Below are 26,220 nucleotides of genomic sequence, written 5' to 3'. Positions count from 1 at the left end.
GAATAGCACGGCAGCCGAAAGTGGCTCAGGCGCGCGCCTTAACAAGCAATTCCTTCAACTGAAGATGGGTGAATTCGTTACCTGCAATAACAGAGCCCGTATCCAGCATCTTTTCGCGGCCATCGCCATCGGTGACGAAACCGCCAGCTTCTCGAATCATCAAAAGGCCGGCTGCCATGTCCCAAGGCTTCAGGCCATTTTCCCAAAAAGCGTCCAGTCGTCCAGCTGCAACCCATGCCAAATCAATGGCCGCAGCGCCGCAGCGGCGGATGCCAGCGACTTCGCCCATGACATGGCGTATCTCGCGCAAGGTGCGTCCGTGGTCACCGGCACCAATGAACGGAATACCGGTGCCAATGACACAATCACTCATATCCTTGCGTTGGGCAACGCGCATGCGACGGTCGTTTAGAAAGGCACCCGCTCCGCGCTCAGCGGTGTAGAGCTCGTCCATGATCGGGTTGTAGATGACGCCAGCAACGATTTGTCCCTGACGCTCAAGAGCAATAGATACGGCAAAAATCGGGATGCCGTGGAGGAAGTTCGTCGTGCCGTCGAGCGGATCGACAATCCAGCGATGCTGACCATCCTGAGATTCGATCTCGCCGGATTCTTCCATGAGGAAGCCGAATTTTGGCCGGGCCTTTTGCAGTTCTTCGCGAACGATCTTTTCGGCACGGTGGTCGGCTTGCGATACGAAATCCCCCGGGCCTTTGCGTGACACCTGTAGAGTTTCGATTTCGCCGAAGTCACGAGCCAGAGAGCGGCCAGCCTTTGAGGCAGCCTGTACCATAACGTTGAGTAGGGCTGAACGCGCCATTCTATATCACCATTATTATTGGGGAGGGCGGGTGCGCCCTCCGATTATTGACGGGAATACAACAAAGCCGGAAGCTTAATCGGCACGGCGCACGTATTCGACGGCTTCCGTGTCCACGACGATGCGCTCACCGGCGGTAATGAATGGCGGTACCATGCAACGGACCCCGTTTTCCAAGACGGCGGGCTTGTAAGAAGATGACTGCGTTTGGCCTTTAACAACAGCATCAGCTTCTACGATCTGCAGTGTTACCTGAGAGGGCAGGGAAATGCCAATCGGCTTTTCTTCATGTAGCTCAACCGTCACCATCATGCCGTCCTGCAAGAATGCAGCACGTTCGCCGACGAAGTCCTTTTGAAGTTCGAGCTGTTCGTAAGTTTCGGTGTCCATGAACACCAGCATGTCGCCTTCTTCGTAAAGGAACTGAAAATCCTTCTGTTCGAGACGAACGCGCTCGACGGTTTCAGTTGCGCGGAAACGTTCGTTCAGCTTGCGTCCGTCCATCAGGTTCTTCATTTCAACCTGAGCAAATGCACCGCCCTTACCGGGCTTTACGTGCTGAACCTTCACTACAGCCCAGAGCGTGTCCTGATGCTGAAGAACATTGCCTGGCTTGATCTCATTGCCGTTGAGTTTCATAGGGTATACCGATCAATTTAGTGTCGAAATTCGGGATGATTTGCGCGGAGCGATCAACAGTCGTCGCAGCAAGATCATTGTTGCGCCTCTCCACCATAAAACCGGTCAAGATTCAAGGAAAAAGCGCCGTACGAACCAGGTGAACCCGCTCTTGGGATATCTTCCGGCTGGCCACTGGCTGGTTATTGCCGCAGTACCTCCTGCAGTTGAGTTCCCAGTATTCTAGCGCGCTCGCTTACTTGCTCTTGTTCTTCCAGTGATAGCGATTGCGCCATTTCGTCGAGCTCTTGATCAAATATGCCGAGAGAGCTTGCGTGAATCTGCCAAGCTGCAGCTTCCACGAGATTTACAGGGCGCCCGCGGCCGTTCACATAGAGCTTGGCCAGTCGGTTCATGGCGATTGGGTTGCCTGCAAGGGCTGCGCGCTCAAACCAGTCGGCGGCTTCGCGTTCGTCAGGCTCCACACCGTCTCCCTTGAACAGCATGATGGCGTATTGTACTTGCGCAGCAACGACACCACGTCTCGCTGCCCTGCCGATCCAATAGGCAGCACGGCGAAGGTCGCGGAACTGTTCATCTCCTTCGAGTAGGAGGAGGCCGAGGGCGTACATGCCATCTTGATCGCCATTTTCTGCAGCGGCTTCCAGATAATTCTTGGCTTTGGCCTGATCGCGTTCGACGCCATCGCCTGATTGGTAGAGCAGACCCAGATTGTATTGAGCTTCCGGCAGGTTGGCATCGGCCGCGGTGGAAAGAAGATGCGCGGCCTGCTCCGTGTCCTTTTCGCGGCCCAGTCCGGCCAAGTAGAGCATGGCAAGGCGCAGTGCGGCTTGCGGGTCACCTTCGCTGGCGGCCAACTCATACCAATCGGCTGCTTTTGGCAGATCCTGCGAGACGCCACGTCCCGTCTCATACAAAACACCAATCAGTGTTTTTGCCGGGGTGTGCCCAGCCTCTGCACGTTTGGTTGCCAGAGCCAATGCTGTCAGATACCAGCCGCGTTGGAATGCGCCGTAGGCGAGATCTGCATCTGGTCGAATTCCGGCAGAAATATCCGTATTGCCGCCAAGCGCATCTGTTCGCATTGGTGGCTGAATCATGAACGGAGATAGCAATATGGTTTGATCTCGCGGACCAGCCGCATCGCTCCGTGGTGGCAACTGGTTCTGATCCTGCGCCATTGTCGACTGCAGCGCCAAGGGGGCTGCAGTCAGGCTGGCCATTGCCAATATGGTCAATCGGCGCAGTAGATATCGCATTATCTTAGTCCTCGAATTCGGGGAGCTCGATTTGGGCAAGAATAGCATTAGCCTGTTGAACCGCCACGCGCGGGCCTTCCGGGTGGTCCCAAATGGCTTCGCGCAATGCAACGAACTCAGCTTTCGTTTGCGCGCAGGCTTCGACAGATTCCATTGAGGTGCCCCCCAATACGACACATGGTGTTTCAAATACCTCCGCCCACCAAGAACCGAACTCCAGTGTCTTGGGGTGAGCTTCGGGTGTTTGTTCAAGGTTGGTAAGACCGAAGAACATGTAGTCCACGCCCATGGAGGCGACAACCATCGCGGCATGTCGGGTTTTTACACCGCCGTGGCCAATAATCTTGTCATCGCGCAGTGTGCTCATGACTTCTTCGAGGCCTTGATCATCTCCAATGAAATGCAAGCCATCCGCGCCCGATCGGCCCATGATCTGCGTGTCATTCTCAATCAGCGCGGCTGAATCGGCCGCCTGGATGAGAGGTACAAGACGTTTGGCGGCTTTTTGCAGTACTCCCTCTGGTGCATTAGGCATAGAGATCAGCACACTCGCCACATCGCCGCCTGCAAGAGCCTCTTCCAGTTTGCCTGCAAACTCCTCCAGTTCAAATTCTGGGGGCGTGATGAGATATAGACGTGGGTGCACGTGATTGGCTCCAGAGATTTCGTGGCAACTGCGAGGCCCCTTATAAGGGTGCCTCAGAACTGTGTGTGTCTAAACAGTGTCTTGTTGTAGAATTCAAGTCAATAAAGGCAAAAAGAGGGACCAAGAGGCCCCTCTTCATGTGTGTTTTATCGCTGAGACGCTGCTCAGGCTTTTTCAAGAGCCGTAACGCCCGGCAGTTCTTTGCCTTCGAGCCACTCCAAGAACGCACCACCCGCGGTGGAAACGTAAGAGAAGTCAGCCCCAACGCCTGCGTGGTTCAGGGCAGCAACAGTGTCACCGCCGCCGGCAACCGTTTTCAGGTCGCCAGATTTCGTCTTCTCCGCAGCATACTGAGCCGCAGCAACGGTTGCCTTGTCAAACGGAGCAATCTCGAACGCGCCGAGCGGGCCGTTCCATACAAGGGTTTTGGCTTCGTCAATCTTAGCTTTGACGGTCTCGATTGAGGCCGGTCCCACATCAAGCATCATGGAATCAGCTGGAATCGCATCCAGTGCAACGGTTTCGTTCTTTGCGTTGGCAGCGAATTCCCACGCGACCACCGCGTCCGTTGGCAGGACGATTTCACAACCAGCCTTTTCAGCTGCGACCATGATCCGTTTTGCCGTCTCAGCCAGGTCATGTTCGCAGAGAGACTTGCCCACGTTCACGCCCTGAGCGGCAAGGAACGTGTTGGCCATGCCACCACCGATAACCAGAATGTTTACCTTGGAAACGAGGTTTTCCAGCAGATCAATCTTGGAAGAAACCTTTGCGCCGCCAACGACTGCAAGTACCGGGCGAACCGGTGTTGACAACGCGGACTGCAATGCTTCCAGTTCGGCCTGCATGGTACGACCTGCATATGCCGGCAGCAGCTTTGCGATGCCTTCGGTAGATCCATGGGCACGGTGTGCCGCAGAGAAGGCGTCGTTGACGTAGATATCGCCATTGGCGGCCAGTTCCTTGGAGAACTCAGCGTCGTTCTTTTCTTCACCCTTGTAATAGCGGGTGTTTTCAAGAAGCAGCACGTCACCGTTGTTCATGGCATCGACTGCTGCTTTGGCTACATCGCCAATGCAGTCTTCGGCAAAGGCAACAGGCTTGCCAAGAAGGTCTGCAACGGCCGGCGCGACAGGCGCCAGGCTCATTTCAGGAACCTTTTCACCTTTTGGGCGACCAAAGTGTGCAAGAAGAATGACCTTGCCACCTGCTTCGGAGATTTCCTTGATTGTCGGCAGTACGCGTTCGATGCGGGTGGTATCGGTTACCTTGCCGTCTTTCATCGGAACATTGAGATCGACGCGTGTCAGCACGCGCTTGCCAGCAAGATCAGCATCGCTGAGAGTTTTGAAAGACATCAGTATCTCCGGAGTCTTCTGTGTGCGGCCTTGGGCGCTCGCACATGTCCAGAATCAAACATCGCACGTTCTAAGACCGGGCTGCTCCGATCTCTCACAGGGTGGGGACGGGGCGCTTAGCCCGGTTCACGCGCATTTGTCATATGTCAGGTAAAAAGGGCCGCAGAAGCGGCCCTTTAAAAATCACCTTAGATGAGCTTTGCCATTGCAACGGCGGTATCGGCCATGCGGTTGGAGAAGCCCCATTCGTTGTCGTACCAGGTCAGGATGCGAACCATCTTGCCTTCCATGACCTTGGTTTGATCCATGTGGAAGATGGAAGAATGCGGATCATGGTTGAAGTCCGTGGAAACGTTCGGCAGGTCGGTGTAACCGAGAACGCCCTTCAGCTTGCCATCAGCCGCTTCGCGGATCGCTGCGTTGACTTCTTCCACTGAAGTATCTTTTTCAGCTTCAAAGACCAAGTCTACAACGGATACGTTCGGAGTTGGGACGCGGATTGCAACACCGTCCAGCTTGCCGGCCAATTCAGGCAGCACCAGACCTACGGCCTTTGCAGCACCCGTAGAAGTTGGGATCATGGACAGTGCAGCTGCGCGACCGCGGTACATGTCCTTGTGCATGGTGTCGAGTGTTGGCTGGTCGCCGGTGTACGAGTGAACGGTTGTCATGAAGCCCTTCTTGATGCCAACGGTATCGTTGAGCACGGAGGCAACAGGGGACAAGCAGTTCGTGGTGCAAGATGCGTTGGAAACAACCAGATCTTCTGCGGTCAGGGTGTCGTGGTTCACACCGTAGACGATGGTCTTGTCGGCACCAGCTGCGGGAGCGGAAACCAGGACGCGCTTAGCACCAGCTTCAAGGTGCATGGAAGCCTTTTCCTTGGCGGTGAAGATGCCGGTGCATTCCATCGCGATGTCGATGCCCATTTCGCCCCAAGGCAGTTCCTTCGGGTCGCGGATTGCTGTGACCTTGATTGGGCCGCGGCCAACGTCGATGGTGTCACCGTCTACCGTTACTTCCGCAGGGAATCTGCCGTGCACGGAGTCGAAACGCAGCAGGTGTGCGTTGGTTTCAACTGGGCCGAGGTCGTTAATGGCGACGACTTCAATGTCAGTGCGACCAGATTCAATGATTGCACGGAGAACGTTACGTCCAATGCGGCCAAAGCCGTTGATGGCTACCTTTACTGCCATTTTAAACCTCATTCGGTGTGTGCGCCGAGGCGCGTTTTTTTATTTCGCCGGCAACACCGCCGGCCGTACGTAGGAAAACCCTGCCGCATGCGACAGGGTTTTCCAATCTCTTAGTCTGCAGCGTCAGCGGGGAGCCGCTGTTCGACTTCGCCCACAATGGCGTCTGCAGTGATGCCAAAGTGTTCGTAAAGCTCTTTGTAAGGTGCCGAAGCGCCGAAGCCTGTCATACCGATGAATCCGCCATCTGGGCCGATAAAGCGATCCCAACCCTGACGAATGCCAGCTTCCACGGCAATCTTGATCGGGCTATCGCCGATGATGTCTGCCTTGTAAGCTTTCGATTGTTCTTCGAACAGTTCAAAGCTCGGCACGGAGACCACGCGGCTGGAAATGCCTTTTTCTGCCAGTTTCGCACTCGCATCAAGAGCGATCTCGACTTCGGAACCGGAGGCGAAGATCGTGACCTGTGCCGCGTCATCGCTCTCTTTTAACACATATGCGCCTTTGGCGCACAGGTTCTTGGCTTCGTATTCTTTACGAACGGTTGGCAGGTTCTGTCGGGTCAAAGCCAGAATGGATGGCCCGGACTTGTGCTCAAGCGCAAGCTGCCAGCATTCGAGTGTCTCTGTGATATCTGCCGGACGGAAAAAGCGCATTCCGGGGATGGCCCGCAGCGCCGCGTAATGCTCTACCGGCTGGTGCGTCGGGCCGTCTTCACCCAGACCAATGGAGTCGTGGGTCATGACGTGAATGACGCGCTGGTTCATCAGCGATGCCAGACGCAGGGCTGGACGGCAGTAGTCCGAGAAGATCAGAAAGCCGCCGGAATAGGGAATCACGCCACCATGTAACGCCATACCGTTCATGGCAGCGGCCATGCCATGTTCGCGAATACCGTAGTGGATATAACGCCCGCTGAAGTCGTCGGTCGTAACAGGTGCCGTCTGTTCAGTCTTGGTGTTATTGGAGCCTGTCAGATCGGCGGATCCGCCGATCGTTTCGGGCACAACACCATTGATGACTTTCAGAACCGCTTCGGATGCCTTGCGTGTCGCCATCGTTGGCTGAGTTTCGGCCAGTTCCTTCTTGTAGTCTTGGATAGCCTGCTCGAAGGTTAGTGGCAGGTCGCCGCGAAGGCGCCGTTCAAACTCGAGACGCAATTCGGAATCAGCGTCTTCAAAGCGCTTTTCCCAGTCCTTGCGAGCCTGTGCGGAGCGCAGACCGGCAATGCGCCAAGCATCAAGCACATCGCTTGGCACATCAAACGGCTCGGCATCCCAACCCAAGCCTTTACGGGTCTCAGCGATCTCGGCGTCGCCCAAAGGAGAGCCGTGTGCCTTGTTGGTACCAGCCTTTGTTGGGGCGCCAAAGCCAATAGTTGTTTTGGCCGCAATCAGGGTTGGCTTGTCGCTTTTCTTGGCTTCGGTGAACGCCGCTTCAATGGCTTCCGGATCATGGCCATCAATTTCAATGGCGTGCCAGCCGGAGGCTTTGAAGCGCGCAACCTGATCCGTGGAATCCGCCAGCGATACCTTACCGTCAATGGTGATATCGTTGTTGTCCCAGATCACGACGAGCTTGTTGAGTTTGAGATGGCCTGCGAGGGAAAGGGCCTCTTGCGAGATACCTTCCATAAGGCAGCCATCACCCGCCAACACGTAGGTGTAATGGTTGACGAGATCTTCACCAAAGCGAACGGACTGAAGGCGCTCTGCGATGGCCATGCCAACCGCATTGCCAAGCCCCTGACCCAATGGGCCAGTGGTTGTTTCAATGCCCGCGCCGTGCCCATATTCCGGGTGGCCGCAGGTGCGAGACCCAAGCTGGCGAAACCGCTTCAGTTCTTCAATGGTGAAGTCTTCATAGCCCAGCAGGTGCAAGAGCGAGTAGAGCAACATGGAACCATGACCAGCAGACAGCACAAAGCGATCACGGTCAGCCCAATTGGGGACATTGGGGTCGAATTTCAGAAATTTCGTGAAAAGCACGGTGGCAATGTCAGCCGCCCCCATTGGCAGACCCGGGTGGCCAGACTTAGCTTTTTCGACCGCGTCCATGGAGAGAAAACGGATCGCATTCGCCATCCGATTGTGTTTTTCGAGATCGGTCATTTTATTCCCGTTGCTCGACCCGGCGGGCCGCCGGGTTACAGTCAATGAAACAGTGGTTCTAGCCAGTCATCCGTAGCCTTTGCCCCTGAGGCATTCTCATATCGGATGTTCTGACCATTTTTCAACGACAGGAGAAATACCACCTCGCTCCATTGAGTCAATTAAACTCGGCAATGTGACTCAAAGTAATGACCCTATGCAGCGCGGGGCTTTTGCATCACTGCTGCACACAATCGCCGTGATAGGACCATAGATTGTAGATGCTTGGTAGTACGGAGAAGTGCGTGTTTGTGTATAAAGCAACGCATAGGTGAGCATTTTTGATCAAATATCGCCATGTTTTGCAGCTTAACACAAGTTTTGCTCTGGCTGGAAAAACTGTTCTATTTTCCGGGCTTCGGCTGAAGAGTTTAGATATCATGTGAATAACAGAGGCGATCCGCGAGCTTTCACAATAAAGCATGGCATAGTGAGGTCCCCATTGCATATTCTGCATTGCGCCACCCTCCTTGCGGGCTGTAGGGAGAGATGTGGTTAACGTTTTTGTATGTCGAAGGTGGAGATGGAAAACGGGCAGGACCTAGATAAGGCCTTTGACCGCCTGACTGCCGCCATCAGTAAGCTGGAGGCGGCTGCAGGGCGACGGCTGTCTCACGACAAGTCCGTGGAAACATTGGAAGATGATCTTCAGCGGCTGGCGGAGGATCGTTCACAATTGGCGGCAACGCTCGACGAAGCTGAAGCCAAAGCTGAGCGATTGGAGGCGGTCAATCGCGAGGTGTCCCGTCGCTTGGTTTCCGCGATGGAGACCATTCGCGCAGTTCTTGTAAAGCACGGAGGCTGAACGTATGCCCCAAATTACCGTCAGCATCAACGGACGCAGCTTCCGCATGGCATGCGACGAGGGTGAAGAGGAGCGCCTCCTCGGGTTGGCAGAAAAATTTGATAACAATATCAATATGCTGCGGTCCAGTTTCGGAGAAATTGGTGACCTTCGTCTCACCGTGATGGCAGGCATCATGGCTACAGATCAGGCGTCGGAAGCCCAGCGTCGTTTTGAGAGTCTGAAGGCTGAGAAAGAAGAGCTTGAACAGCGCATTGAAGCTGAAAAGGCAACCTTGCAGAAGCGTTTGGATGGTCTTGAATCAGAGCATGCCGGACGTGAAGCGGTGTTGGCTGAAAAAGTCTCGGACGCGGCAGGGCAAATAGAGCAGTTGGCGGAAAAACTGGCGACACTTCCTGCAGCAGAGGCGAATGAAAGCGAAGAGAATAATGAGGAAACCAGCACAAATTCATAGGTGGTGCTGGCATTTCGAAACAGTCTTTACTATATGGGGCTGAGCGTCGCTGCGCGGTGCGTTAGAAACACTATATCCCCGGGGCCTTACGCATTCCTAAGGGAGCTGTCCCTGCCTTGGCCCGTGGGCTTGGGCACAACGGCGCCCACCTACTTTGTAGGTTCTCCGGGATTGCACGCTTTCGACGGCCGACGCGGCACGCGCCTTTTTTCTTCTTTACTCGCTCGTTTTCCGGCACAGTTTTCAATTAGTCCAACTGTGTCGTGATCGGAAGTGCCAGTGCAGAATTCAAACTCCCAGTTCAGTGATCTTCAGAAGGCGAAAGAGGCCGCGCGTAAGAAAGCGCTGTTACAACGCCGTGCTTTGACCGTGCAGCAGCGGATTGAACGTTCCCTTGAAATTGCGCTATATGCGGATCAATTGTCGTTACCAGCTGCTGCCAAGGTGGCGGGATTTTGGCCAATTCGCGATGAGATCGATCCGCGTCCGCTCATGTCCAAGCTCTCAGAACGAGGGGCGGAGATCTGCTTGCCCATCGTAAAGGGTGAAGAACTGATTTTCCGAAAACTGGGGCGTGAAGATGATCTCGTGCCAGCGGGTTTTGGCACGTATGGTCCGGATGAGCGGGCGATTGAAGTTGCGCCTAATGTTCTGCTCGTTCCCCTGGCTGGCTTCGATCGCGCCGGTCGACGGGTGGGGTATGGCAAGGGCTTTTATGATCGGGCGTTGACGCGATTGGAAAAAGGCGGGCCGGTTCTGGCTATTGGCGTTGGTTTTGCCTGTCAGGAGCTGGAGCAGGTGCCTGTGGAGCCGCATGATCGGATGCTGGATATTATTTTGACTGAGCGCGGACCACTGCGCACCAAGACACGTAAGGATATTGAATGAGGCTCCTGTTTCTCGGAGACTTGGTCGGCCGGGCTGGTCGAAATGCGGTGATTGAACAACTGCCAAGCCTTGTGGAAGCGAACCAACTCGATTTTGTGGTCGTGAATGGTGAAAATGCGGCCTCTGGTTTCGGCATCACGGAGGAGATCCTCCAAAATGTCATCGATGCCGGTGCGGATGTTGTCACAACGGGCAACCACGTTTGGGATCAGCGCGAGACGATGGTGTACATCGAACGGCAGCCCCAGCTTTTGCGTCCGGCCAACTATCCTGCGGGGGCTCCGGGACGGGGGGCAAACCTATATCGTGCGCGCAACGGTGCGAACGTGCTTGTAGCCAACGTCATGGGACGCATCTACATGGATCCGCTGGATGACCCGTTTGCGTCAATCGACCAGATCCTCGACGAGTGCCCGCTTGGGGAAGTTGCGGACGCCATTATCGTTGATATGCACGCTGAAGCAACGAGCGAAAAGCAGGCAATGGGGCATTTTTGCGATGGGCGTGCCAGCCTTGTTGTGGGTACGCATACACATGTCCCTACAGCCGATCATCAAATTCTGACGGGTGGGACGGCTTACATGTCGGATGCGGGCATGTGCGGGGACTATGATTCCGTGCTGGGTATGGACAAGGACGAACCGGTGAATCGCTTCATGCGCAAGATTCCTGGAGGTCGGTTCACGCCGTCGCTCGGAGAGGCGACCATTTCCGGTGTGGCTGTTGAGACGGATGACCGGACGGGTCTGGCCACGGCGATCTCTCCCGTGCGCATTGGTGGGCGGCTGTCTCAGGTCATGCCAGATTTTTGGTCATAGCTCACCAAGTGATGCCGGAGGGGTATCAGAAGCGACAGCTTCGTTGTGTCATCTCGGAAAAATGGTCAGTGGGCGCTGGATTTTGCGCCTTTGACATTTTATAAGCGGCGCACGGACGAATTGAGGCGGTTTGCGATGCTGCTGCGCTCCGCATACATGAATACGGTGTGCGGCGGGTGCGCCATCTGCGAACCCTGTCTTCAGAGTTTAACAACAGACAAGCAGCAAGCCTGAGAGTTATATGGCCGGACATTCAAAATTCAAGAACATCATGCACCGCAAGGGTCGTCAGGACGCCGCGCGCTCCAAGATGTTCTCCAAACTTTCCAAAGAGATTACCGTCGCCGCAAAAATGGGCGACCCCGACCCGGAAAAGAATCCGCGTTTGCGTTTGGCAATTCAGAATGCCAAGGGGCAATCCATGCCCAAGGACAACATCCAGCGGGCGATTGCCAAATCCCAGGGTGGTGATGCTGCAAACTATGATGAAATTCGCTATGAGGGCTATGGTCCGGGCGGCACTGCCATCATTGTTGAGGCGTTGACGGATAACCGCAACAGGTCCGCAGCCAATGTGCGCTCCTACTTCACAAAGTATGGCGGCTCCATGGGTGAAACAGGCTCTGTCTCATTCATGTTCGACCGTGTCGGCGAGATTGTTTACAAACCGGAAGCTGGTGAAGCGGATGCCATTCTCGAAGCAGGCATTGAAGCGGGTGCTGATGATGTGGTCTCTGATGAAGACGGCCACACGATCATCTGTGCGTTTGAGGACCTTTCCGACGTCTCGACCGCGCTGGAAGAACAGTTGGGTGAAGCCGAATCCGTAAAAATCATCTGGAAGCCACAGAACCTCGTTTCAGTCGACGAGGAAAAGGCTGGCACGCTGATGAAGCTGATGGATGTGCTGGACGAAGACGACGATGTTCAGAACGTGTTCTCCAACTTCGACATTGATGATGAGATCATGGCGAAACTCGGCTGAGCCGAAATCTGGCGAGTATGAATGACCAAAAGGGGCGGGCAGCGATCGTTGCACCGCTCTTTTTATTGGTCACTACGCTCCAGATGTTGCAACGGAAGAGGGCCGTTCGCCTTCAAGGTCCGAATGGCAAAGTTGGAGCGCACGTCTTCTACCCCTTCCAATGTCATCAGGAAGTCAGAGAGGAAAGCGTCGTAAGCTTCCAACGAGGGTACCACGATTTCCGCAAGGATATCCGATTGTCCTGAGACAAGGTGACAGGAAACAACTTCGCTCTGGTTGGTCAGTTGCTCGAGGATGCTCATCACACGGGCGCGATCTTGTTTCACCACGCGCATTTCCACGAATACTGTCATGTCCAGCCCCACCGCCTTGCGATTGAGCGCAGCTTGATACCCGCTGATTACGCCGGATTCTTCCAGTTGCTTTACCCGACGCAGGCACGGTGAGGGAGATAGCTCGATCTTGGTTGCAAGCTCAACATTCGTCAGGCGGCCGTCGGCCTGAAGGTTTTTCAAGATTTCAAGGTCAGTCTTGTCGAGATCGTTTTTTGGCATGAAAGATGTCAACTTCCGCATGGCTGAAAACAATATTTCAAAAAATCTATCCAAATTATCGAAAAACGACAAGATGTTTGGACTAAAAGACTAGATCGTTCGCGGTTTGGTCAAGAGCAATGCTCAAGAGAGTGGTTTGCTGGTGAAGCGGAATTCGGTCATATCGAAGGCTTAGTGTGCAGAACACACTGTAAAACTCTGTGCGCCGCGGTGTTGTTGTGGCACGTAGCCCAATAATTTGTTACCGGTTTGTTCTATGAATCACAGGATCCGCATACTGGGTATCGACCCGGGTTTGAGGCGCACCGGTTGGGGTGTGATTGAAGCACAGGGCAATCGGGTAAGCTTTATTGCCAGTGGCACACTTACGTCTGACAGCAAGGCGAGCTTGGCTGAGCGGTTGCGGCAGTTGCATGACGCGCTTCACGACGTCATCGCACTGCACGAACCTGAAGAGGCTGCAGTTGAAAACACTTTCGTCAACAAGGATGCGGGAGCGACACTGAAATTGGGTCAGGCGCGAGGAATTGCACTTCTTGTGCCGTCGCTGCATAACCTTGCTGTGGCCGAATACGCGCCCAATCTCGTGAAGAAAACTGTGGTGGGAACGGGTCATGCGGACAAAGAACAAATCCGCATGATGGTGAAGGTCTTGATGCCAAAAGCGGTTTTTAATTCGGACGATGCGGCCGACGCGCTCGCAATCGCCATTTGTCACGCGCACCATCGGGGCAGCGCGCAAGGTCGTATGGCCTTAGCTGGAGTGCATGCAAAATGATCGGAAAGCTGAAAGGCGTGGTGGACAGTTTCGGTGAGGATTATGTTCTGCTGGATGTTCAGGGTGTGTGTTATCAGGTGCATTGTCCGTCTCGGGTACTGCAGCATTTGCCGCGCGCGGGAGAAGCAGCGGTGTTGGCGATCGAGACCGTCGTGCGTGAAGACCTGATTAAACTCTACGGTTTTCAGGATGACAATGAGCGCGAATGGTTCCGTCTTCTCATGACTGTGCAGGGGGTTGGTGCCAAGGTTGCTCTTGCCATACTCGGGGTGATGAAGGCGAGTGAGGTTGCCAATGCCATTGCGTTGGGCGACAAGACATCCATTACACGCGCGCCCGGGGTTGGTAAGAGGGTGGCCGAGCGGATAGCGTCGGAGTTGAAGGACAAGGCTCCGAATTTTGCGAGTGTGGATGACAGTACCATTCAGGTCAGCGCGTCCGTTCAGCAAAATAACGCAGCCCGCCCGGTAGCAGATGCGGTATCAGCGTTGACCAATCTGGGATATCAACCAGCTCAGGCCTCCGCAGCAGTTGCCGCTGCGGTTAAAACGGCCGGAGAAGAGGCAAGTGCTGAGACGTTGATCCGTCTTGGCCTGAAGGAACTTTCAGCATGACAGAGAGTGATCAGCGCATCGTGACCCCCGAAATCCGCGGTGATGAGATCGATAGCGGCATGCGCCCGCAAACGTTGGATGATTTTACCGGCCAACGGCAGGCGCGCGAGAATCTCAAGGTTTTCATTGGCGCGGCTAAGGCGCGGAGCGAGGCGCTGGACCACGTTTTGTTTGTCGGGCCTCCAGGACTTGGAAAAACAACCCTGGCGCAGATCATGGCGCGGGAGCTGGGGGTGAATTTTCGTGCCACATCCGGCCCGGCTATTGCCAAGGCAGGCGATCTGGCCGCGTTGTTGACCAATCTTGAAGATCGAGATGTTTTGTTCATCGACGAGATTCACCGCCTCAATCCCGCGGTGGAAGAAGTGCTGTATCCAGCAATGGAAGACTTCCAGCTCGATTTGATTATCGGTGAAGGGCCTGCCGCTCGCTCAGTCAAGATTGATTTGGCCAAGTTCACACTGGTGGCTGCGACAACCCGGTTGGGTTTGCTGACGACGCCATTGCGCGACCGCTTTGGTATTCCGGTTCGGCTTGAGTTTTATACCGCAGAAGAGCTTATGCAGATCGTTACGCGCGGTGCCCGTCTGCTCGGTATTGGCATGAGCGCAGAAGGTGCGCGTGAGATTGCCAAGCGTTCGCGAGGAACGCCGCGTATTGCAGGGCGGCTGCTGCGCCGCGTTCGAGATTTCGCAATAGTGGCCGGGATTGAGGAAATCGATGCAGCTTTGGCTGATCGTGCCTTGCTTCAGCTTGAAGTGGACTCTGCAGGCTTTGACAGTCTTGACCGCCGCTATCTGGAACAGATTGCCCGAAACTTTGGTGGTGGTCCGGTTGGTATAGAGACCATCGCTGCTGCGTTGTCTGAGCCAAGGGATGCCATCGAAGACATCGTGGAGCCCTACCTCATTCAGAATGGGTACCTTCAGCGCACGCCCCGTGGTCGTATTTTGACGCCCATTGCGTTCCGTCATTTGGGCCTTTCTGTGCCCTCCAGCACAAACGTGCCACAAATGACGTTTTTTGATAGCGAAGAAGAACTGTAATCCATCATGAGTACACAAGATACACAGCACGAATGGCCAGACCTTGCCGGGCGTTTGACGTCGAACGGGCACGTTTTGGCGGTCCGGGTATATTACGAAGATACGGATTTTACAGGTGTGGTGTATCACGCGGCTTATCTCAAGTTCATTGAACGGGGCCGCTCAGACTTCTTGCGGGTTTGCGATATTCATCATCATGAGTTGGAGGATGGTGTCCATGGTGGAACATTGGCCTTCGCAGTGCGTCACATGGATATCAATTTTCTGCGACCTGCGCGGATTGATGATGTGCTGGAGGTGGTTACGCGACTGGAAGTGTTGAAAGGTGCACGATTGGTGCTGCGTCAGGACGTCACGCGGGCTGGTGAGATCTTGTTCTCTGCTGTTGTTACCGTGGCTGTCATCCAGCCCGGCGGCGGTCCGCGGCGAATGCCAAGGCATTTGGCAGAGCGCCTGATTGTGGCAAGTGGCTTGGCAAACTGAAGGCTGCTCCCTGTTAAATCTCTGGTTTTTTCTTATCATATTACAATCACGGTTGATTGAACTCCTCTCCTCTTAATTCTTCAGTAACCATAAGCAGTTCTTTATCGTCATGCCGATCCCGGTTGGCCCCAGTCGAAGTTTCGCCAAATTCGGGATGCAGGAAGACACCCAAGTTTTCCTGAAAGTCGAAGCACTCTGGGGCGAGGGGCTGCCTTCGCGAGTGCATTTGCTAGTTACATAGGGGCGAGAGGGCCTTGCTGCATGAATCCTGAAGCCGTTTCTGAAGTTGCGCTGGCGACACCTGGCGCCAGCCTGTCGTTTCTATCGCTGTTCTTCGAGGCGGATATTGTCGTCAAGCTGGTGATGATCGGTCTGCTGATGGCGTCGATCTGGAGTTGGGCGATCATCTTTGACAAGATTGTCTTGTACCGCCGGACGCGCAAGCAGATGGATCGGTTCGAGAATGTGTTCTGGTCCGGCCAGTCTCTGGAAGATTTGTACAAATCGCTCTCCACGCGCGCCAACAATGGCATGGCTGCGTTGTTTGTTGCGGCGATGCGGGAATGGAAGCGGTCGCACGAAGGCCAGCGTCCGGCGATTGCCAGCCTGCAACAGCGGATCGATCGCGTGATGGATCTGAACATTACCCGCGAAGTTGAACGTTTGCAAAAGCGGTTGATGTTTTTAGCCACAGTCGGCGCCGCCGCACCGTTCATCGGGCTGTTCGGTACCGTGTGGGGCATCATGAACTCGTTTACCTCCATTGCGGCATCCAAGAATACAAGCCTTGCTGTGGTGGCACCGGGCATTGCCGAGGCATTGCTTGCGACCGGGATAGGCCTGATGGCCGCCATTCCCGCTGTTATTGCCTATAACAAGCTGCAATCGGATTCCGGTAAGTTGGCAGCGCGTATGGAAGGCTTTGCAGACGAGTTTTCGGCGATACTGTCTCGCCGCATTGATGAGCGGGTGTAAACATGGGCATGAGTGTGGGCTCCAGCGGCGGACGAGCCGGGCGTCGTGGCAGACGCGGGCGCCACAGCGCGCCAATCAGCGAGATCAACGTAACGCCGTTTGTGGATGTGGTGCTGGTTCTGCTGATCATTTTCATGGTTTCGGCACCGCTTCTTACGGTAGGTGTGCCAATTGACCTGCCCGAAACACGTGCCACACCTATGGAAGGTGATGTGGAGCCGATTGCCATATCTGTGGATGTGGATGGCCGCGTATTCATTCAGGATACCGAGATACCGCTGGATGAGTTGATCCCGAAACTGGAAGCCATTGCCGTGAATGGATACGACCAGCGCCTTTATGTGCGCGGCGATCAGGATGCGGATTATGGCGTCATCATGAAGGTCATGGGGCGGATCAATGCTGCCGGATACAAGCGGATCGGCTTGGTCACGCTCGAGGAACAGGGTAGCTAACAGGTCATGCGGAAAGCTCTTATTGCATCGGCAGTAGGCCACTTGGCCATTCTCGTCGCCGGGGTGATTGGCTTCACCGGCGGGCGGGATCTGTCTGTTGCGCCGGTGGATTCGTTGCCGGTTGAGCTGGTTCCTGTCTCCGAGATGACACAGTTGCAATTGGGCACCAAGGAAGAGACGGAAATTCGCGAGGCAGCCGTAAAGCCCGCTGAGAAGCCGCCTCAGGAGAAACCTGAGGCCGCTGACAGGCCCCGTGACAATGAGACAAGTGCACCGGGACCGGAAACGGATCGTCCTGTGCAGGAAGCCGCCGTCGAGCAGACACCGCCGCCTCCTGCGCCCGAACCCGAGCCTGAGCCAGCAGCGGAGCCGGCACCGGAGGAGGCCGTTTCTGAAACCGCCGAGTTGGGGCCGGAAGTCGACCGCACCGAAGAGCCGGAGCAGCAAATAGTCAAGGTTCGTCCTCGGATAAAACCCCGTGTTCCGCCGCGCCCGCGCGAGCCGGAGCCGCCGAAGGAACAATTCGACCCTAACAATATTGCGGCCTTGTTGAACAAGACAACACCGAGCGGCGGTGGAACCTCAAACTCGCAGCAGCCTGCGTCATTGGGGTCAGATCGCGGTCAGATCGGCGTGCGCATGTCCCAATCCGAGCTCGATGCGCTGCGTTCGCAGGTGGCGCGTTGTTGGAACCCGCCAGTAGGGGCTGTAGGCGCGGAAGAACTCGTGGTCCGTCTTCAGTTCTCCATGAGTGAGAACGGAGAAGTTCAGGGCCAGCCGAAAGTGCTGAATGCCAATGGCAATCCTGCTTTCAATGCTGCGGCCCAGAGTGCAATTCGCGCTGTATATCGCTGCGGTCCATATTCTCTGCCGATTTCCAAGTACGAATCATGGCAGACAATCATTCTCAACTTTGATCCACGCGAAATGCTTGGATACTAAGCCGATTGGATGAAAAGGAGCTAAGGTCAATGTCTGTACAGGCGACCTCAGAGCAAACTGGAAACGCCTTTTTGAGGTGTTTAGTCACGCGGGTGAAGAGCCTTTTCCTGACGGTTCTGGCCAGCGTTGCGCTGCTGAGCCCTGCGCATGCACTGATAGAAATCGATATTACACAAGGTAATCTGGAGCCCATGCCCATTGCCTTGCCAGTGTTTGCGACAAACGGGCCTCAGGCCGATCTTGGCCAACAGATCACAGGCATCGTGACGGCCGACCTGAAACGGTCGGGCTTGTTTCGACCCATTGATCCTGCTGCCCACATCCAGCAAAACATGAATGTTAACAGCTCGCCACGGTTTGGGGACTGGCGCACCATCGGCGCGCAAGCGTTGGTGACGGGTTCGATCAGCCAATTGCCGGATGGGCGTCTCAAGGCAGAATTTCGGCTTTGGGATGTTTATGCCGGTCAGCAGTTGATCGGCCAGCAGTTTTTCACCACACCTCAGAACTGGCGGCGGCTGGCTCACATCATTGCAGATGAGATTTATGAGCGCCTGACCGGGGAGAAGGGGTACTTCGACACGCGCATCGTGTTCGTGGACGAAAGTGGGCCCAAGGATGCTCGGCGCAAGCGACTTGCGATCATGGATCAGGATGGCGCTAATGTGCGGTATCTAACCAATGGTGAGGAGCTGGTTCTGACGCCGCGTTTTTCTCCTGTTTCTCAGGAAATTACATACATGTCCTATTCCGGACAGAACCCCCAAGTCTACCTTCTGAACATCGAGACAGGCCAACGTGAGATTCTTGGAAACTTTCCCGGGATGACTTTCGCCCCACGGTTTTCTCCGGATGGGCAGCGTGTGGTCATGAGTTTGCAGCAAGGGGGCAATGCAAACATCTACATTATGGATTTGCGCACCCGACGTACAACGCGGTTAACCAATACTGCCGCCATCGATACCAGTCCGTCGTTTTCGCCGGATGGGCAAAGGATCGTTTTCGAAAGTGATCGCGGTGGCGCACAGCAGCTATATGTGATGGATGCCAATGGTCAGAACGCTCAACGCATCAGCTTCGGTCCGGGTCGGTATTCCACTCCCGTATGGTCCCCGCGTGGTGATTTGATTGCGTTCACAAAAGTTCATCAAGGTCGGTTCATGATCGGGGTTATGCGTCCAGATGGGAGTGGTGAGCGTGTCTTGACTGAAGGGTTCCACAACGAGGGGCCTGCTTGGTCACCAAATGGCCGTGTGCTCACTTTCTTCCGGGATACACGCGGAGCGCAGGGAGGGCCACAGGTATGGACCGTAGACTTGACGGGCTATAACGAGCAGATTGTCAACACACCCAATTTCGCGTCCGACCCGGCATGGTCGCCGTTGCTGAACTAAAACGAGGGCAATTCTGCTCCAAGCGCTTTTGGGATTGCATGAATCTTTACGGACCATTAACCAACCTTGTGAAGGGCGGATTAACCAAGTTTGGTTAGCAATGGTCAACCCTAATAGAATCTTGGGGATCAGGAGTACTAGGATGTCAAATGTACTATTCGCGCGTGCGGCGCGTTTGGTTGCTGTGGTGACCGTTTGTCTTGTCGCAGCAGCGTGTTCTCAAACCCGCCCGGAACTCGGCGCTAATGGCTCTGTGGTTCCCGGCTCTGGTCAGGACTTTGTCGTGAACGTGGGTGATCGCGTTTTCTTCAAGAACGATCAGTCTTCTTTGTCACCGGAAGCCCGGGCGACTTTGGACAAGCAGGCACAGTGGTTGCAGGCGTATTCCAGCTACACGGTGACCATTGAAGGGCATGCCGACGAGCGCGGAACCCGGCAATACAACATTGCCCTTGGTGCGCGTCGTGCACAGTCTGCCTACGATTATCTCGTTGGCAAAGGTATCAACCCAAGCCGTTTGAAGACAATTTCCTACGGCAAGGAGCGTCCGGTAGCGGTGTGTAATGCTGCGTCGTGCTGGAGCCAGAACCGCCGTGCTGTGACTGTGATCAACAACGCTGGCAGCTAATACACAGCGAAGTGAGGTAAAGAGGGGCGACTTGACCAAAGCGCCCCTTTTTCAGCTCAGGTTGCCCGAAAAATAACCTATGGTGATTTGATAGGGCCAAGTGTCAAAATTTGGCCGATATCAGCATGTTACTAGTAGTTCATCAGTGAATTGGTGCTGCTCGGGAGATTTTGATGACACTGAACCGCAAGGTTGCGACGTATTTTTTAAGTTTCTTTTTGTGTGCAAGCGTTGTGGCTCCCGCGTCGGCGCAGCTTTTCGGATCTGATCGGGATGATGCAGCACAGACCAGCGCGCGTCTTGGACAGCTTGAAGAACAAATCCGGTCGCTGACAGGACAGGTGGAACAGCTTCAGTTCCAGGTGCGTACACTGGAAGATCAATTGCGCAGGGCTCAGGAAGACAACGAGTATCGCCTTCAACAGCTGGAAGGTGGCTCGCCAATAAGCCCGCAACAAAACTCTTCCACGCAGGGGCGTGTAGAGCCTCAGCAACAACCGCAGCAAACAGGCCCACGGGTATCGCGCACCGAGCAAACCCAGAACATTCGCGATACGGCGCAAGGTACAGGGGCCGGGCCTCTGGATCTTTCTGCCTTGGCGCAAGGTAGTAACGGCGCACCGTCCGCTTCTGCGCCCTCTAGCGGCAACGCCTCTGATGGGAACATACTGGTTGCGCCCGGTGGTCCAGATGTAGCGACATTCAATGGTGATGTGCAGTCTTCCATTACAGGCAACCCACGTGCCGACTACAACATGTTCTATGATCTGGTCATGGCGGGTAACTATCCGGCTGCTGCCGAGGGGTTCGATACATTCTTAGGCATGTATCCAGATCATGATTTGGCGCCCAATGCCCAGTATTGGTATGGGGAGAGCTTACTGTCGCAGCGTGACTATCGGGGGGCGGCTGATGCTTTCTTGAAAAGCTACACTGATTACCCGTCGAGTGACATTGCACCTGAAAGCCTGTTGAAGTTGGGGCAATCGTTGTTTGGGCTAGGCGAAAACGATGCGGCGTGTGCGACTTATTCGGAGCTTTTGACCAAGTTTCCATCCGCTTCCAACGAAGTACTGAGTCAGGCAAAGAACGAAAGAAGCCGTGCCAACTGCAAGTGATCGAGCGCACTCACCGATTGGGCCAGATGAAGCCGAGGTGCTGTTTGCCGATCTCGCTGATTTCAAGTCTCTTGTTGTCGCCGTGTCTGGTGGCGCCGATTCCCTAGCATTATTGGTGCTGTTAGCCGAGTGGCGGCGATCACTAGACAATAAACCCGCGCTATTAGCTGTCACAGTCGATCACAAATTGCGCCCCGAAGCAGCTGATGAGGCTCTGGTCGTCAGACAGGTCTGCGATGATTTGGGCATTCCCCATCGTATCGTGACATGGGATGAGCCCAAGCCGTCGAGCAATGTGCAGGCCAAGGCACGGACTGCTCGATACAATCTCTTGGAACAAGCTGCGTGTGAGAGTGGGGCGAGTGCGATCGTGCTTGCTCATCATCTGGATGACCAGGCTGAAACGTTCTTGTACCGGCTTGCTCGTGGCAGTGGTGTTTACGGTCTTGCCGGCATGAGCCGGGTGCGAACTGATACCGAGCCCATGCTGTTGCGCCCTCTGCTCGAAGTGCCGAAAGCGCGGCTTGAGGCGACATTGCGCGCCAAGGCGCTGTCGTGGGTTGAGGATCCCAGTAACTTGGATCCCCACTACGAACGCGTGCGTATTCGTCAATCGATGGCCATGCTTGGAGAGTTGGGTCTTACCGCGGAGAAACTTGCCGATACGGCACGTCGACTGGGACGCGCGCGTTCGGCATTGGATGCGTGGGTCGCGCGTTTCTTTCGTGAAAAGTGTGAAATGCATCCGGCAGGGCCAGTGCGTTTACCGCGCGGAGCACTATCTGAGCTGCCTGAAGAGGTGGGTTTGCGGCTTTTGGCGCGGGTCATTCGCCTTGTCGGGGGCGGTAACTACACGCCGAGATTAAACAAAATTGAGCGTCTTTACACAAAAGTGATCGATTTGTCGTTTGCCTCAGGTGGCGCAACATTGGGGGGCGTACGCGTACACTTGCGACGGACAGATGCATTCTTGTTTAGAGAATTGGGTCGCAACCCTCCCGATGCATTGAGCTTGCCTGAAACAGGGGTGGGGCACTGGGACAATCGGTTCCTGTTTGAGACGCGGAAGGTGCCAGCGGGTAGCGTTATTCAACCTTTAGGGGTTGGTGGGTTTGCCGCCTTTGGACTTCAGCCCCCTCAGGAATGGCCGAAATCTGCCTTTGCCAGTGCGCCGCTTGTTGTAATTCCGGGACAGATGCCCTACATCCCGGTAGTCGATGAACCGGGTGGCGTCATATCTGGCCTTCGCGGACCGAGTTGCCCAACTTGTGTCGTGAAGTTGCTCCATACTGGATTGTCATGACGTTGGGGTATTCAACGTACCCAATACTCTGTCGTACCTTTTGGGGAAATGCCAGAGGTGAGAGGGAGCAGGAATACCTGACAATTAACTGAGGTTTTTTGTCTTAAGAAAATCGAATTGTCGTCGTGTCATTCTTGAGTCCACCTTGGCAGGTCCATCAGTGACCCCTATGTTACGACAAGAGAAAATACGAAACGCGAAGACCTCCGCGCCTCAGCGGTAAAGGGATCGAAATGAACGCAAATTTCAGGAACTTCGCCCTTTGGGTGATCATCGGCCTGCTGCTGATTGCTCTGTTCCAGCTATTCCAAAGCCCAGCCTCCAGAACGAGCGACAATCAAGTCCCGTTCTCCCAGTTTCTCAGTCAAGCTGAGCAAGGGGATGTTCGAGAGGTTACGATTGAGGGACAGCAGATTTCGGGCAGCTACAATAGCGGAGGGTCATTCCAGACCTATGCACCGGACAACGCTCAGTACGTTGAATTGTTGCGCTCGAAGGGCGTCATGATCAATGCTAAGCCGCCCTCCGAGAACTTCTCATTGCTGGGTGCATTGATTTCCTGGTTCCCGATGCTGCTGATTCTCGGTATCTGGATTTTTGTGATGCGGCAGATGCAGGGGTCTGGCGGCAAGGCTATGGGTTTCGGCAAATCGAAGGCAAAGCTGCTGACTGAGACGCAGGGCCGTGTGACCTTCGATGATGTGGCCGGCATTGATGAGGCCAAAGAAGATCTGCAGGAAATCGTTGAGTTCCTTCGCGATCCTCAAAAATTCCAGCGTCTTGGTGGTCAAATACCGCGCGGCTGCTTGTTGGTAGGTCCTCCTGGTACTGGTAAGACGCTTACCGCTCGCGCGGTTGCTGGCGAAGCCAACGTGCCGTTCTTCACGATCTCCGGTTCGGACTTTGTTGAAATGTTTGTGGGCGTGGGCGCTTCCCGTGTTCGCGACATGTTTGAACAAGCGAAGAAAAACGCACCTTGCATCATCTTCATTGACGAAATCGACGCGGTCGGTCGGCATCGTGGTGCTGGTCTTGGCGGCGGCAATGATGAGCGTGAACAGACCTTGAACCAGTTGCTGGTGGAGATGGATGGTTTTGAGCCGAACGAAGGTATCATTATCATCGCGGCAACCAACCGTCCTGACGTTCTTGACCCGGCGTTGTTGCGTCCTGGTCGTTTCGACCGCCAGATCGTGGTTCCAAACCCGGACATCACGGGCCGTGAGAAGATCCTCAAGGTGCACATGCGCAAGGTGCCCCTGGCTCCGGATGTGGATGTTAAAACTCTTGCTCGAGGTACACCCGGTTTCTCGGGTGCTGACCTGATGAATCTGGTGAACGAAGCTGCCCTTCTGGCGGCGCGTCGATCCAAGCGTCTGGTTACCATGGCGGAGTTTGAGGACGCCAAGGACAAGGTGATGATGGGCTCCGAACGTCGGACCTTGGTCATGACCGAAGAGGAAAAGAAGCTGACGGCGTATCATGAGGGTGGCCATGCGCTGGTGGCCCTTCACATGCCGGCCTCTGATCCGATTCACAAGGCCACCATCATTCCGCGTGGCCGCGCGTTGGGCATGGTGATGCGCTTGCCTGAAAAGGATCAGGTATCTCTGACGCGAGCCAAGTGTTATGCGGATCTGGCTGTGGCAATGGGTGGACGTGTGGCTGAAGAGATGATTTTTGGCTACGAAAAGGTAACCTCTGGTGCCTCTGGCGATATTCAGATGGCAACCAAGCTTGCCCGTGCCATGGCAACTCAGTATGGCATGTCAGACAAATTGGGCCCGCTTCTGTATGGCGAGAACCAAGAGGAGGTCTTCCTCGGCCACTCGGTTGCCAAGAACCAGAACGTATCTGATGAAACGCAGCAACTGGTAGATGAAGAAGTCAAACGCTTCGTGAACGAAGGATACGAAACTGCCAAGCGCATTCTTTCGGAACATGAAGATGAGCTGCACATCATCGCCAAGGGATTGATTGAATACGAAACCTTGTCTGGTGATGAAATTCGCAAACTGCTTGAAGGCGAGCCGCCTGTTCGGGATTCGGGAGATGATGTGCCTCCCGCTCGGTCTTCCGGTATTCCGTCTACCGGATCCAAGCGCTCTGGCGGTGAAGCCAGTGGCGATGGGCTGGAGCCTCAGCCACAGGGCTGAGCCAGTGCTCTTGTACAAGATGCAAACGCCCGGTGGAAAACCGGGCGTTTTTGCGTTTCTAGAGGATTGTATTGCCTACATTTGCCAGTTGGTAACAAAAGAAAACATTTTTTGACCCCACAAGCGGCCATGATGATTGTATCAAGCCAAGTACCAACGAGTTTTTGGTGTTTGACCGTGTAAGGTTTGACGTCTGACAACAGACACAAGCCGTGACTAGCTTGATCGCCTTCGGGCTTTCGCGTCAACGGATCTGAGCACCTGAGAGTAAATAGGACAAGCGCATGTCGCGAACATATTTTGGTACCGATGGTATCCGCGGAACGGCAAATAAATGGCCAATTACGCCGGATATCGCTCTGAAAGTGGGGATGGCCGCTGGCGTTACGTTTCGTCGCGGCAAATATCGCCATCGCGTTGTGATCGGAAAAGATACGCGTCTTTCAGGATACATGATCGAAAACGCTTTGGTGGCTGGTTTTACGGCAGCTGGGTTGGATGTTTTCATTCTGGGACCGATGCCAACGCCGGCGGTTGCCATGTTGACCCGTTCGCTGCGTGCTGATCTCGGCGTTATGATTTCCGCGTCTCACAATCCGTTTGAAGACAATGGGATCAAGTTCTTTGGACCCGACGGCTTCAAGCTCTCCGATGAGACGGAAGTTGAAATCGAGCGTTTGATTGATGCGGATGATCTGTCCAGTGTGTTGGCGCCCCCAGAAGAACTCGGCCGGGCAAAACGTATTGATGGCGTACGCGATCGCTATATGGAGTTCGCGAAACGTACACTACCCCGAGATATTTCGCTTGAAGGTATGCGAGTTGTGATCGACTGCGCTCACGGCGCGGCCTACAAGGTGGCGCCAGAAGTGCTTTGGGAGCTGGGGGCCGAGGTTTTCCCGATTGGTGTGGAACCTAATGGCTTTAACATCAACAAGGAATGTGGTTCTACCTCGGTTGATGCGTTGTGCCGCAAGGTCCATGAGGTTCGGGCGGATATCGGTATAGCGCTGGATGGGGATGCGGACCGCGTTATCATCGCCGATGAACGCGGACGTATTGTCGATGGCGACCAGTTGATGGCGGTCGTTGCTCAGTCATGGCAAGAAGATAATCGTTTGTCCGCCCCCGGAATAGTTGCAACTGTCATGTCCAATCTGGGGTTGGAGCGGTATCTGAATGACATCGGCTTGCAGCTTGCTCGCACCAAGGTGGGTGATCGCTACGTGGTGGAACACATGCGTGCCCACGGCTTCAATGTGGGGGGGGAGCAGTCAGGCCATATCGTCCTCTCTGATTTTGCGACCACTGGAGATGGCTTGGTTGCAGCCCTGCAGTTGCTCGCTTGCGTGAAGAAACACGACAAGCCGGTTTCGGAGGTCTGCAACAGGTTTGAACCGGTGCCTCAAATCTTGAAGAATGTGCGATACAACGGCGGCCAGCCGCTGCAGAATGAAGAGGTTCAGGCTGCAATCAAGGCTGGCGAGGAGCGCATGGGTACTTGCGGACGCCTCGTTATTCGCGCCTCTGGCACTGAACCGTTGATCCGCGTCATGGGTGAGTGTGATGATGCGGCTCTACTGGGAGATGTGGTGGCGTCCATTGCGGGAGCTGTTGAAGCAGCTGCGTGAGTATTTCATATCTTTGTTAAGCAAAAGGCTGTCCCGTGGGCAGCCTTTTCTATTTGATGGCAACGTGCTACCGAGCGTTAATTCTTTGTTTACGTTAAAATTTACAGTAAATCACCATAGTTAAT

26 protein-coding genes and 1 other RNA gene are annotated in these 26,220 nt (G+C 54.8%); 19 read left to right on the top strand and 8 right to left on the bottom strand.

Annotated features, from left to right (window positions below):
• Positions 1-25: 25 nt before the first annotated feature.
• From G512_RS0107225 to tkt, 7 genes are all read right to left on the bottom strand, one after another.
• On the bottom strand, positions 26-820 hold the full coding sequence (locus G512_RS0107225; RefSeq protein WP_028481140.1) for an inositol monophosphatase family protein: 795 nt from the start codon (positions 818-820) through the stop codon (positions 26-28).
• Between the two features lie 75 nt (positions 821-895).
• Positions 896-1,459 (bottom strand): elongation factor P, encoded by a 564-nt coding sequence (gene efp / locus G512_RS0107220; RefSeq protein ID WP_028481139.1) that lies wholly within the window; start codon positions 1,457-1,459, stop codon positions 896-898.
• A gap of 182 nt (positions 1,460-1,641) precedes the next feature.
• Positions 1,642-2,718, bottom strand: a complete 1,077-nt coding sequence (locus G512_RS20305; RefSeq protein WP_051269061.1) for a tetratricopeptide repeat protein — start codon at positions 2,716-2,718, stop codon at positions 1,642-1,644.
• Between the two features lie 4 nt (positions 2,719-2,722).
• Complete coding sequence (locus G512_RS0107210) at positions 2,723-3,364, bottom strand: thiamine phosphate synthase (RefSeq protein ID WP_028481138.1); 642 nt, start codon at positions 3,362-3,364, stop codon at positions 2,723-2,725.
• A 164-nt stretch (positions 3,365-3,528) separates the two neighbouring features.
• Positions 3,529-4,722: a phosphoglycerate kinase gene (locus G512_RS0107205; RefSeq protein WP_028481137.1), complete on the bottom strand. Its 1,194-nt coding sequence runs from the start codon at positions 4,720-4,722 to the stop codon at positions 3,529-3,531.
• Positions 4,723-4,910: 188 nt separating this feature from the next.
• Positions 4,911-5,918 carry a type I glyceraldehyde-3-phosphate dehydrogenase gene (gene gap / locus G512_RS0107200; protein ID WP_028481136.1) on the bottom strand — a complete coding sequence of 336 codons (1,008 nt, stop codon included), beginning with the start codon at positions 5,916-5,918 and terminating at the stop codon, positions 4,911-4,913.
• A gap of 110 nt (positions 5,919-6,028) precedes the next feature.
• Positions 6,029-8,029, bottom strand: a complete 2,001-nt coding sequence (gene tkt, locus G512_RS0107195; protein WP_028481135.1) for a transketolase — start codon at positions 8,027-8,029, stop codon at positions 6,029-6,031.
• Positions 8,030-8,576: 547 nt separating this feature from the next.
• Here tkt and G512_RS0107190 point away from each other — a divergent pair.
• From G512_RS0107190 to G512_RS0107170, 6 genes are all read left to right on the top strand, one after another.
• Positions 8,577-8,873, top strand: a complete 297-nt coding sequence (locus G512_RS0107190; protein ID WP_028481134.1) for a DUF4164 domain-containing protein — start codon at positions 8,577-8,579, stop codon at positions 8,871-8,873.
• 4 nt (positions 8,874-8,877) lie between these two features.
• Entirely contained in the window at positions 8,878-9,327 is a 450-nt protein-coding gene (locus G512_RS20300) for a cell division protein ZapA (protein ID WP_051269059.1), read from the top strand.
• Positions 9,328-9,370: 43 nt separating this feature from the next.
• Positions 9,371-9,530, top strand: a non-coding RNA gene (gene ssrS, locus G512_RS22365) — 6S RNA.
• A gap of 76 nt (positions 9,531-9,606) precedes the next feature.
• Positions 9,607-10,215, top strand: coding sequence for a 5-formyltetrahydrofolate cyclo-ligase (locus G512_RS0107180; protein ID WP_028481133.1), 609 nt, complete (start codon positions 9,607-9,609; stop codon positions 10,213-10,215).
• Positions 10,212-11,033, top strand: a complete 822-nt coding sequence (locus G512_RS0107175) for a TIGR00282 family metallophosphoesterase (RefSeq protein ID WP_028481132.1) — start codon at positions 10,212-10,214, stop codon at positions 11,031-11,033. Before G512_RS0107180 ends, G512_RS0107175 begins: the two co-directional genes overlap by 4 nt.
• A gap of 241 nt (positions 11,034-11,274) precedes the next feature.
• Entirely contained in the window at positions 11,275-12,018 is a 744-nt protein-coding gene (locus G512_RS0107170) for a YebC/PmpR family DNA-binding transcriptional regulator (protein ID WP_028481131.1), read from the top strand.
• Between the two features lie 62 nt (positions 12,019-12,080).
• Here the strand turns inward: G512_RS0107170 and G512_RS0107165 are convergent, their stop codons facing one another.
• Positions 12,081-12,572: an Lrp/AsnC family transcriptional regulator gene (locus tag G512_RS0107165; RefSeq protein ID WP_028481130.1), complete on the bottom strand. Its 492-nt coding sequence runs from the start codon at positions 12,570-12,572 to the stop codon at positions 12,081-12,083.
• 256 nt (positions 12,573-12,828) lie between these two features.
• Here G512_RS0107165 and ruvC point away from each other — a divergent pair, with 256 nt between their 5' ends.
• The 13 genes from ruvC (at position 12,829) to glmM (ending at position 26,095) form a co-directional block, all read left to right on the top strand.
• Positions 12,829-13,350: a crossover junction endodeoxyribonuclease RuvC gene (ruvC, locus tag G512_RS0107160; protein WP_028481129.1), complete on the top strand. Its 522-nt coding sequence runs from the start codon at positions 12,829-12,831 to the stop codon at positions 13,348-13,350.
• Positions 13,347-13,964 (top strand): Holliday junction branch migration protein RuvA, encoded by a 618-nt coding sequence (gene ruvA / locus G512_RS0107155; RefSeq protein ID WP_028481128.1) that lies wholly within the window; start codon positions 13,347-13,349, stop codon positions 13,962-13,964. The genes ruvC and ruvA overlap by 4 nt, the downstream gene beginning before the upstream one ends.
• Entirely contained in the window at positions 13,961-15,010 is a 1,050-nt protein-coding gene (ruvB, locus tag G512_RS0107150; RefSeq protein ID WP_028481127.1) for a Holliday junction branch migration DNA helicase RuvB, read from the top strand. Before ruvA ends, ruvB begins: the two co-directional genes overlap by 4 nt.
• Positions 15,011-15,016: 6 nt before the next feature.
• Positions 15,017-15,493 (top strand): YbgC/FadM family acyl-CoA thioesterase, encoded by a 477-nt coding sequence (locus G512_RS0107145; RefSeq protein ID WP_028481126.1) that lies wholly within the window; start codon positions 15,017-15,019, stop codon positions 15,491-15,493.
• Between the two features lie 261 nt (positions 15,494-15,754).
• Positions 15,755-16,468 carry a protein TolQ gene (gene tolQ / locus G512_RS0107135; protein ID WP_028481124.1) on the top strand — a complete coding sequence of 238 codons (714 nt, stop codon included), beginning with the start codon at positions 15,755-15,757 and terminating at the stop codon, positions 16,466-16,468.
• 2 nt (positions 16,469-16,470) lie between these two features.
• Positions 16,471-16,923 carry an ExbD/TolR family protein gene (locus G512_RS0107130; RefSeq protein ID WP_028481123.1) on the top strand — a complete coding sequence of 151 codons (453 nt, stop codon included), beginning with the start codon at positions 16,471-16,473 and terminating at the stop codon, positions 16,921-16,923.
• 6 nt (positions 16,924-16,929) lie between these two features.
• A complete protein-coding gene (locus G512_RS0107125; RefSeq protein ID WP_028481122.1) occupies positions 16,930-17,865 on the top strand; it encodes a cell envelope integrity protein TolA in 936 nt (311 codons plus the stop codon).
• Positions 17,866-17,894: 29 nt separating this feature from the next.
• On the top strand, positions 17,895-19,259 hold the full coding sequence (gene tolB / locus G512_RS0107120) for a Tol-Pal system beta propeller repeat protein TolB (protein WP_081657400.1): 1,365 nt from the start codon (positions 17,895-17,897) through the stop codon (positions 19,257-19,259).
• 142 nt (positions 19,260-19,401) lie between these two features.
• On the top strand, positions 19,402-19,887 hold the full coding sequence (gene pal / locus G512_RS0107115; protein ID WP_028481120.1) for a peptidoglycan-associated lipoprotein Pal: 486 nt from the start codon (positions 19,402-19,404) through the stop codon (positions 19,885-19,887).
• A 173-nt stretch (positions 19,888-20,060) separates the two neighbouring features.
• Positions 20,061-21,005 (top strand): tol-pal system protein YbgF, encoded by a 945-nt coding sequence (ybgF, locus tag G512_RS0107110; protein ID WP_028481119.1) that lies wholly within the window; start codon positions 20,061-20,063, stop codon positions 21,003-21,005.
• Positions 20,989-22,308: a tRNA lysidine(34) synthetase TilS gene (gene tilS / locus G512_RS20295; RefSeq protein WP_051269057.1), complete on the top strand. Its 1,320-nt coding sequence runs from the start codon at positions 20,989-20,991 to the stop codon at positions 22,306-22,308. The genes ybgF and tilS overlap by 17 nt, the downstream gene beginning before the upstream one ends.
• Positions 22,309-22,541: 233 nt before the next feature.
• Positions 22,542-24,464 (top strand): ATP-dependent zinc metalloprotease FtsH, encoded by a 1,923-nt coding sequence (gene ftsH, locus G512_RS0107100; protein ID WP_028481118.1) that lies wholly within the window; start codon positions 22,542-22,544, stop codon positions 24,462-24,464.
• Between the two features lie 284 nt (positions 24,465-24,748).
• Positions 24,749-26,095 (top strand): phosphoglucosamine mutase, encoded by a 1,347-nt coding sequence (gene glmM / locus G512_RS0107090; RefSeq protein WP_028481117.1) that lies wholly within the window; start codon positions 24,749-24,751, stop codon positions 26,093-26,095.
• Positions 26,096-26,220: the final 125 nt, after the last annotated feature.

The sequence above is a fragment of the Pseudovibrio exalbescens DSM 16456 genome, assembly GCF_000422785.1.
GTDB classification, from domain to species: Bacteria; Pseudomonadota; Alphaproteobacteria; order Rhizobiales; family Stappiaceae; genus Pseudovibrio; species Pseudovibrio exalbescens.
Note: the sequence above shows the minus strand (reverse complement) of the source record. Positions and strands in the feature narration are given on the sequence as shown.

Excerpts from the sequence above, each read along its gene's own strand:
- G512_RS0107225 (WP_028481140.1), bottom strand. The coding sequence starts at position 820 with ATGGCGCGTTCAGCCCTACTCAACGTTATGGTACAGGCTGCCTCAAAG.
- efp (WP_028481139.1), bottom strand. The coding sequence starts at position 1,459 with ATGAAACTCAACGGCAATGAGATCAAGCCAGGCAATGTTCTTCAGCAT.
- G512_RS20305 (WP_051269061.1), bottom strand. The coding sequence starts at position 2,718 with ATGCGATATCTACTGCGCCGATTGACCATATTGGCAATGGCCAGCCTG.
- G512_RS0107205 (WP_028481137.1), bottom strand. The coding sequence starts at position 4,722 with ATGTCTTTCAAAACTCTCAGCGATGCTGATCTTGCTGGCAAGCGCGTG.
- gap (WP_028481136.1), bottom strand. The coding sequence starts at position 5,918 with ATGGCAGTAAAGGTAGCCATCAACGGCTTTGGCCGCATTGGACGTAAC.
- tkt (WP_028481135.1), bottom strand. The coding sequence starts at position 8,029 with ATGACCGATCTCGAAAAACACAATCGGATGGCGAATGCGATCCGTTTT.
- G512_RS0107190 (WP_028481134.1), top strand. The coding sequence starts at position 8,577 with ATGTCGAAGGTGGAGATGGAAAACGGGCAGGACCTAGATAAGGCCTTT.
- G512_RS20300 (WP_051269059.1), top strand. The coding sequence starts at position 8,878 with ATGCCCCAAATTACCGTCAGCATCAACGGACGCAGCTTCCGCATGGCA.
- G512_RS0107175 (WP_028481132.1), top strand. The coding sequence starts at position 10,212 with ATGAGGCTCCTGTTTCTCGGAGACTTGGTCGGCCGGGCTGGTCGAAAT.
- G512_RS0107170 (WP_028481131.1), top strand. The coding sequence starts at position 11,275 with ATGGCCGGACATTCAAAATTCAAGAACATCATGCACCGCAAGGGTCGT.
- G512_RS0107165 (WP_028481130.1), bottom strand. The coding sequence starts at position 12,572 with ATGCCAAAAAACGATCTCGACAAGACTGACCTTGAAATCTTGAAAAAC.
- ruvC (WP_028481129.1), top strand. The coding sequence starts at position 12,829 with ATGAATCACAGGATCCGCATACTGGGTATCGACCCGGGTTTGAGGCGC.
- ruvA (WP_028481128.1), top strand. The coding sequence starts at position 13,347 with ATGATCGGAAAGCTGAAAGGCGTGGTGGACAGTTTCGGTGAGGATTAT.
- ruvB (WP_028481127.1), top strand. The coding sequence starts at position 13,961 with ATGACAGAGAGTGATCAGCGCATCGTGACCCCCGAAATCCGCGGTGAT.
- G512_RS0107145 (WP_028481126.1), top strand. The coding sequence starts at position 15,017 with ATGAGTACACAAGATACACAGCACGAATGGCCAGACCTTGCCGGGCGT.
- tolQ (WP_028481124.1), top strand. The coding sequence starts at position 15,755 with ATGAATCCTGAAGCCGTTTCTGAAGTTGCGCTGGCGACACCTGGCGCC.
- G512_RS0107130 (WP_028481123.1), top strand. The coding sequence starts at position 16,471 with ATGGGCATGAGTGTGGGCTCCAGCGGCGGACGAGCCGGGCGTCGTGGC.
- G512_RS0107125 (WP_028481122.1), top strand. The coding sequence starts at position 16,930 with ATGCGGAAAGCTCTTATTGCATCGGCAGTAGGCCACTTGGCCATTCTC.
- tolB (WP_081657400.1), top strand. The coding sequence starts at position 17,895 with ATGTCTGTACAGGCGACCTCAGAGCAAACTGGAAACGCCTTTTTGAGG.
- pal (WP_028481120.1), top strand. The coding sequence starts at position 19,402 with ATGTCAAATGTACTATTCGCGCGTGCGGCGCGTTTGGTTGCTGTGGTG.
- ybgF (WP_028481119.1), top strand. The coding sequence starts at position 20,061 with ATGACACTGAACCGCAAGGTTGCGACGTATTTTTTAAGTTTCTTTTTG.
- ftsH (WP_028481118.1), top strand. The coding sequence starts at position 22,542 with ATGAACGCAAATTTCAGGAACTTCGCCCTTTGGGTGATCATCGGCCTG.
- glmM (WP_028481117.1), top strand. The coding sequence starts at position 24,749 with ATGTCGCGAACATATTTTGGTACCGATGGTATCCGCGGAACGGCAAAT.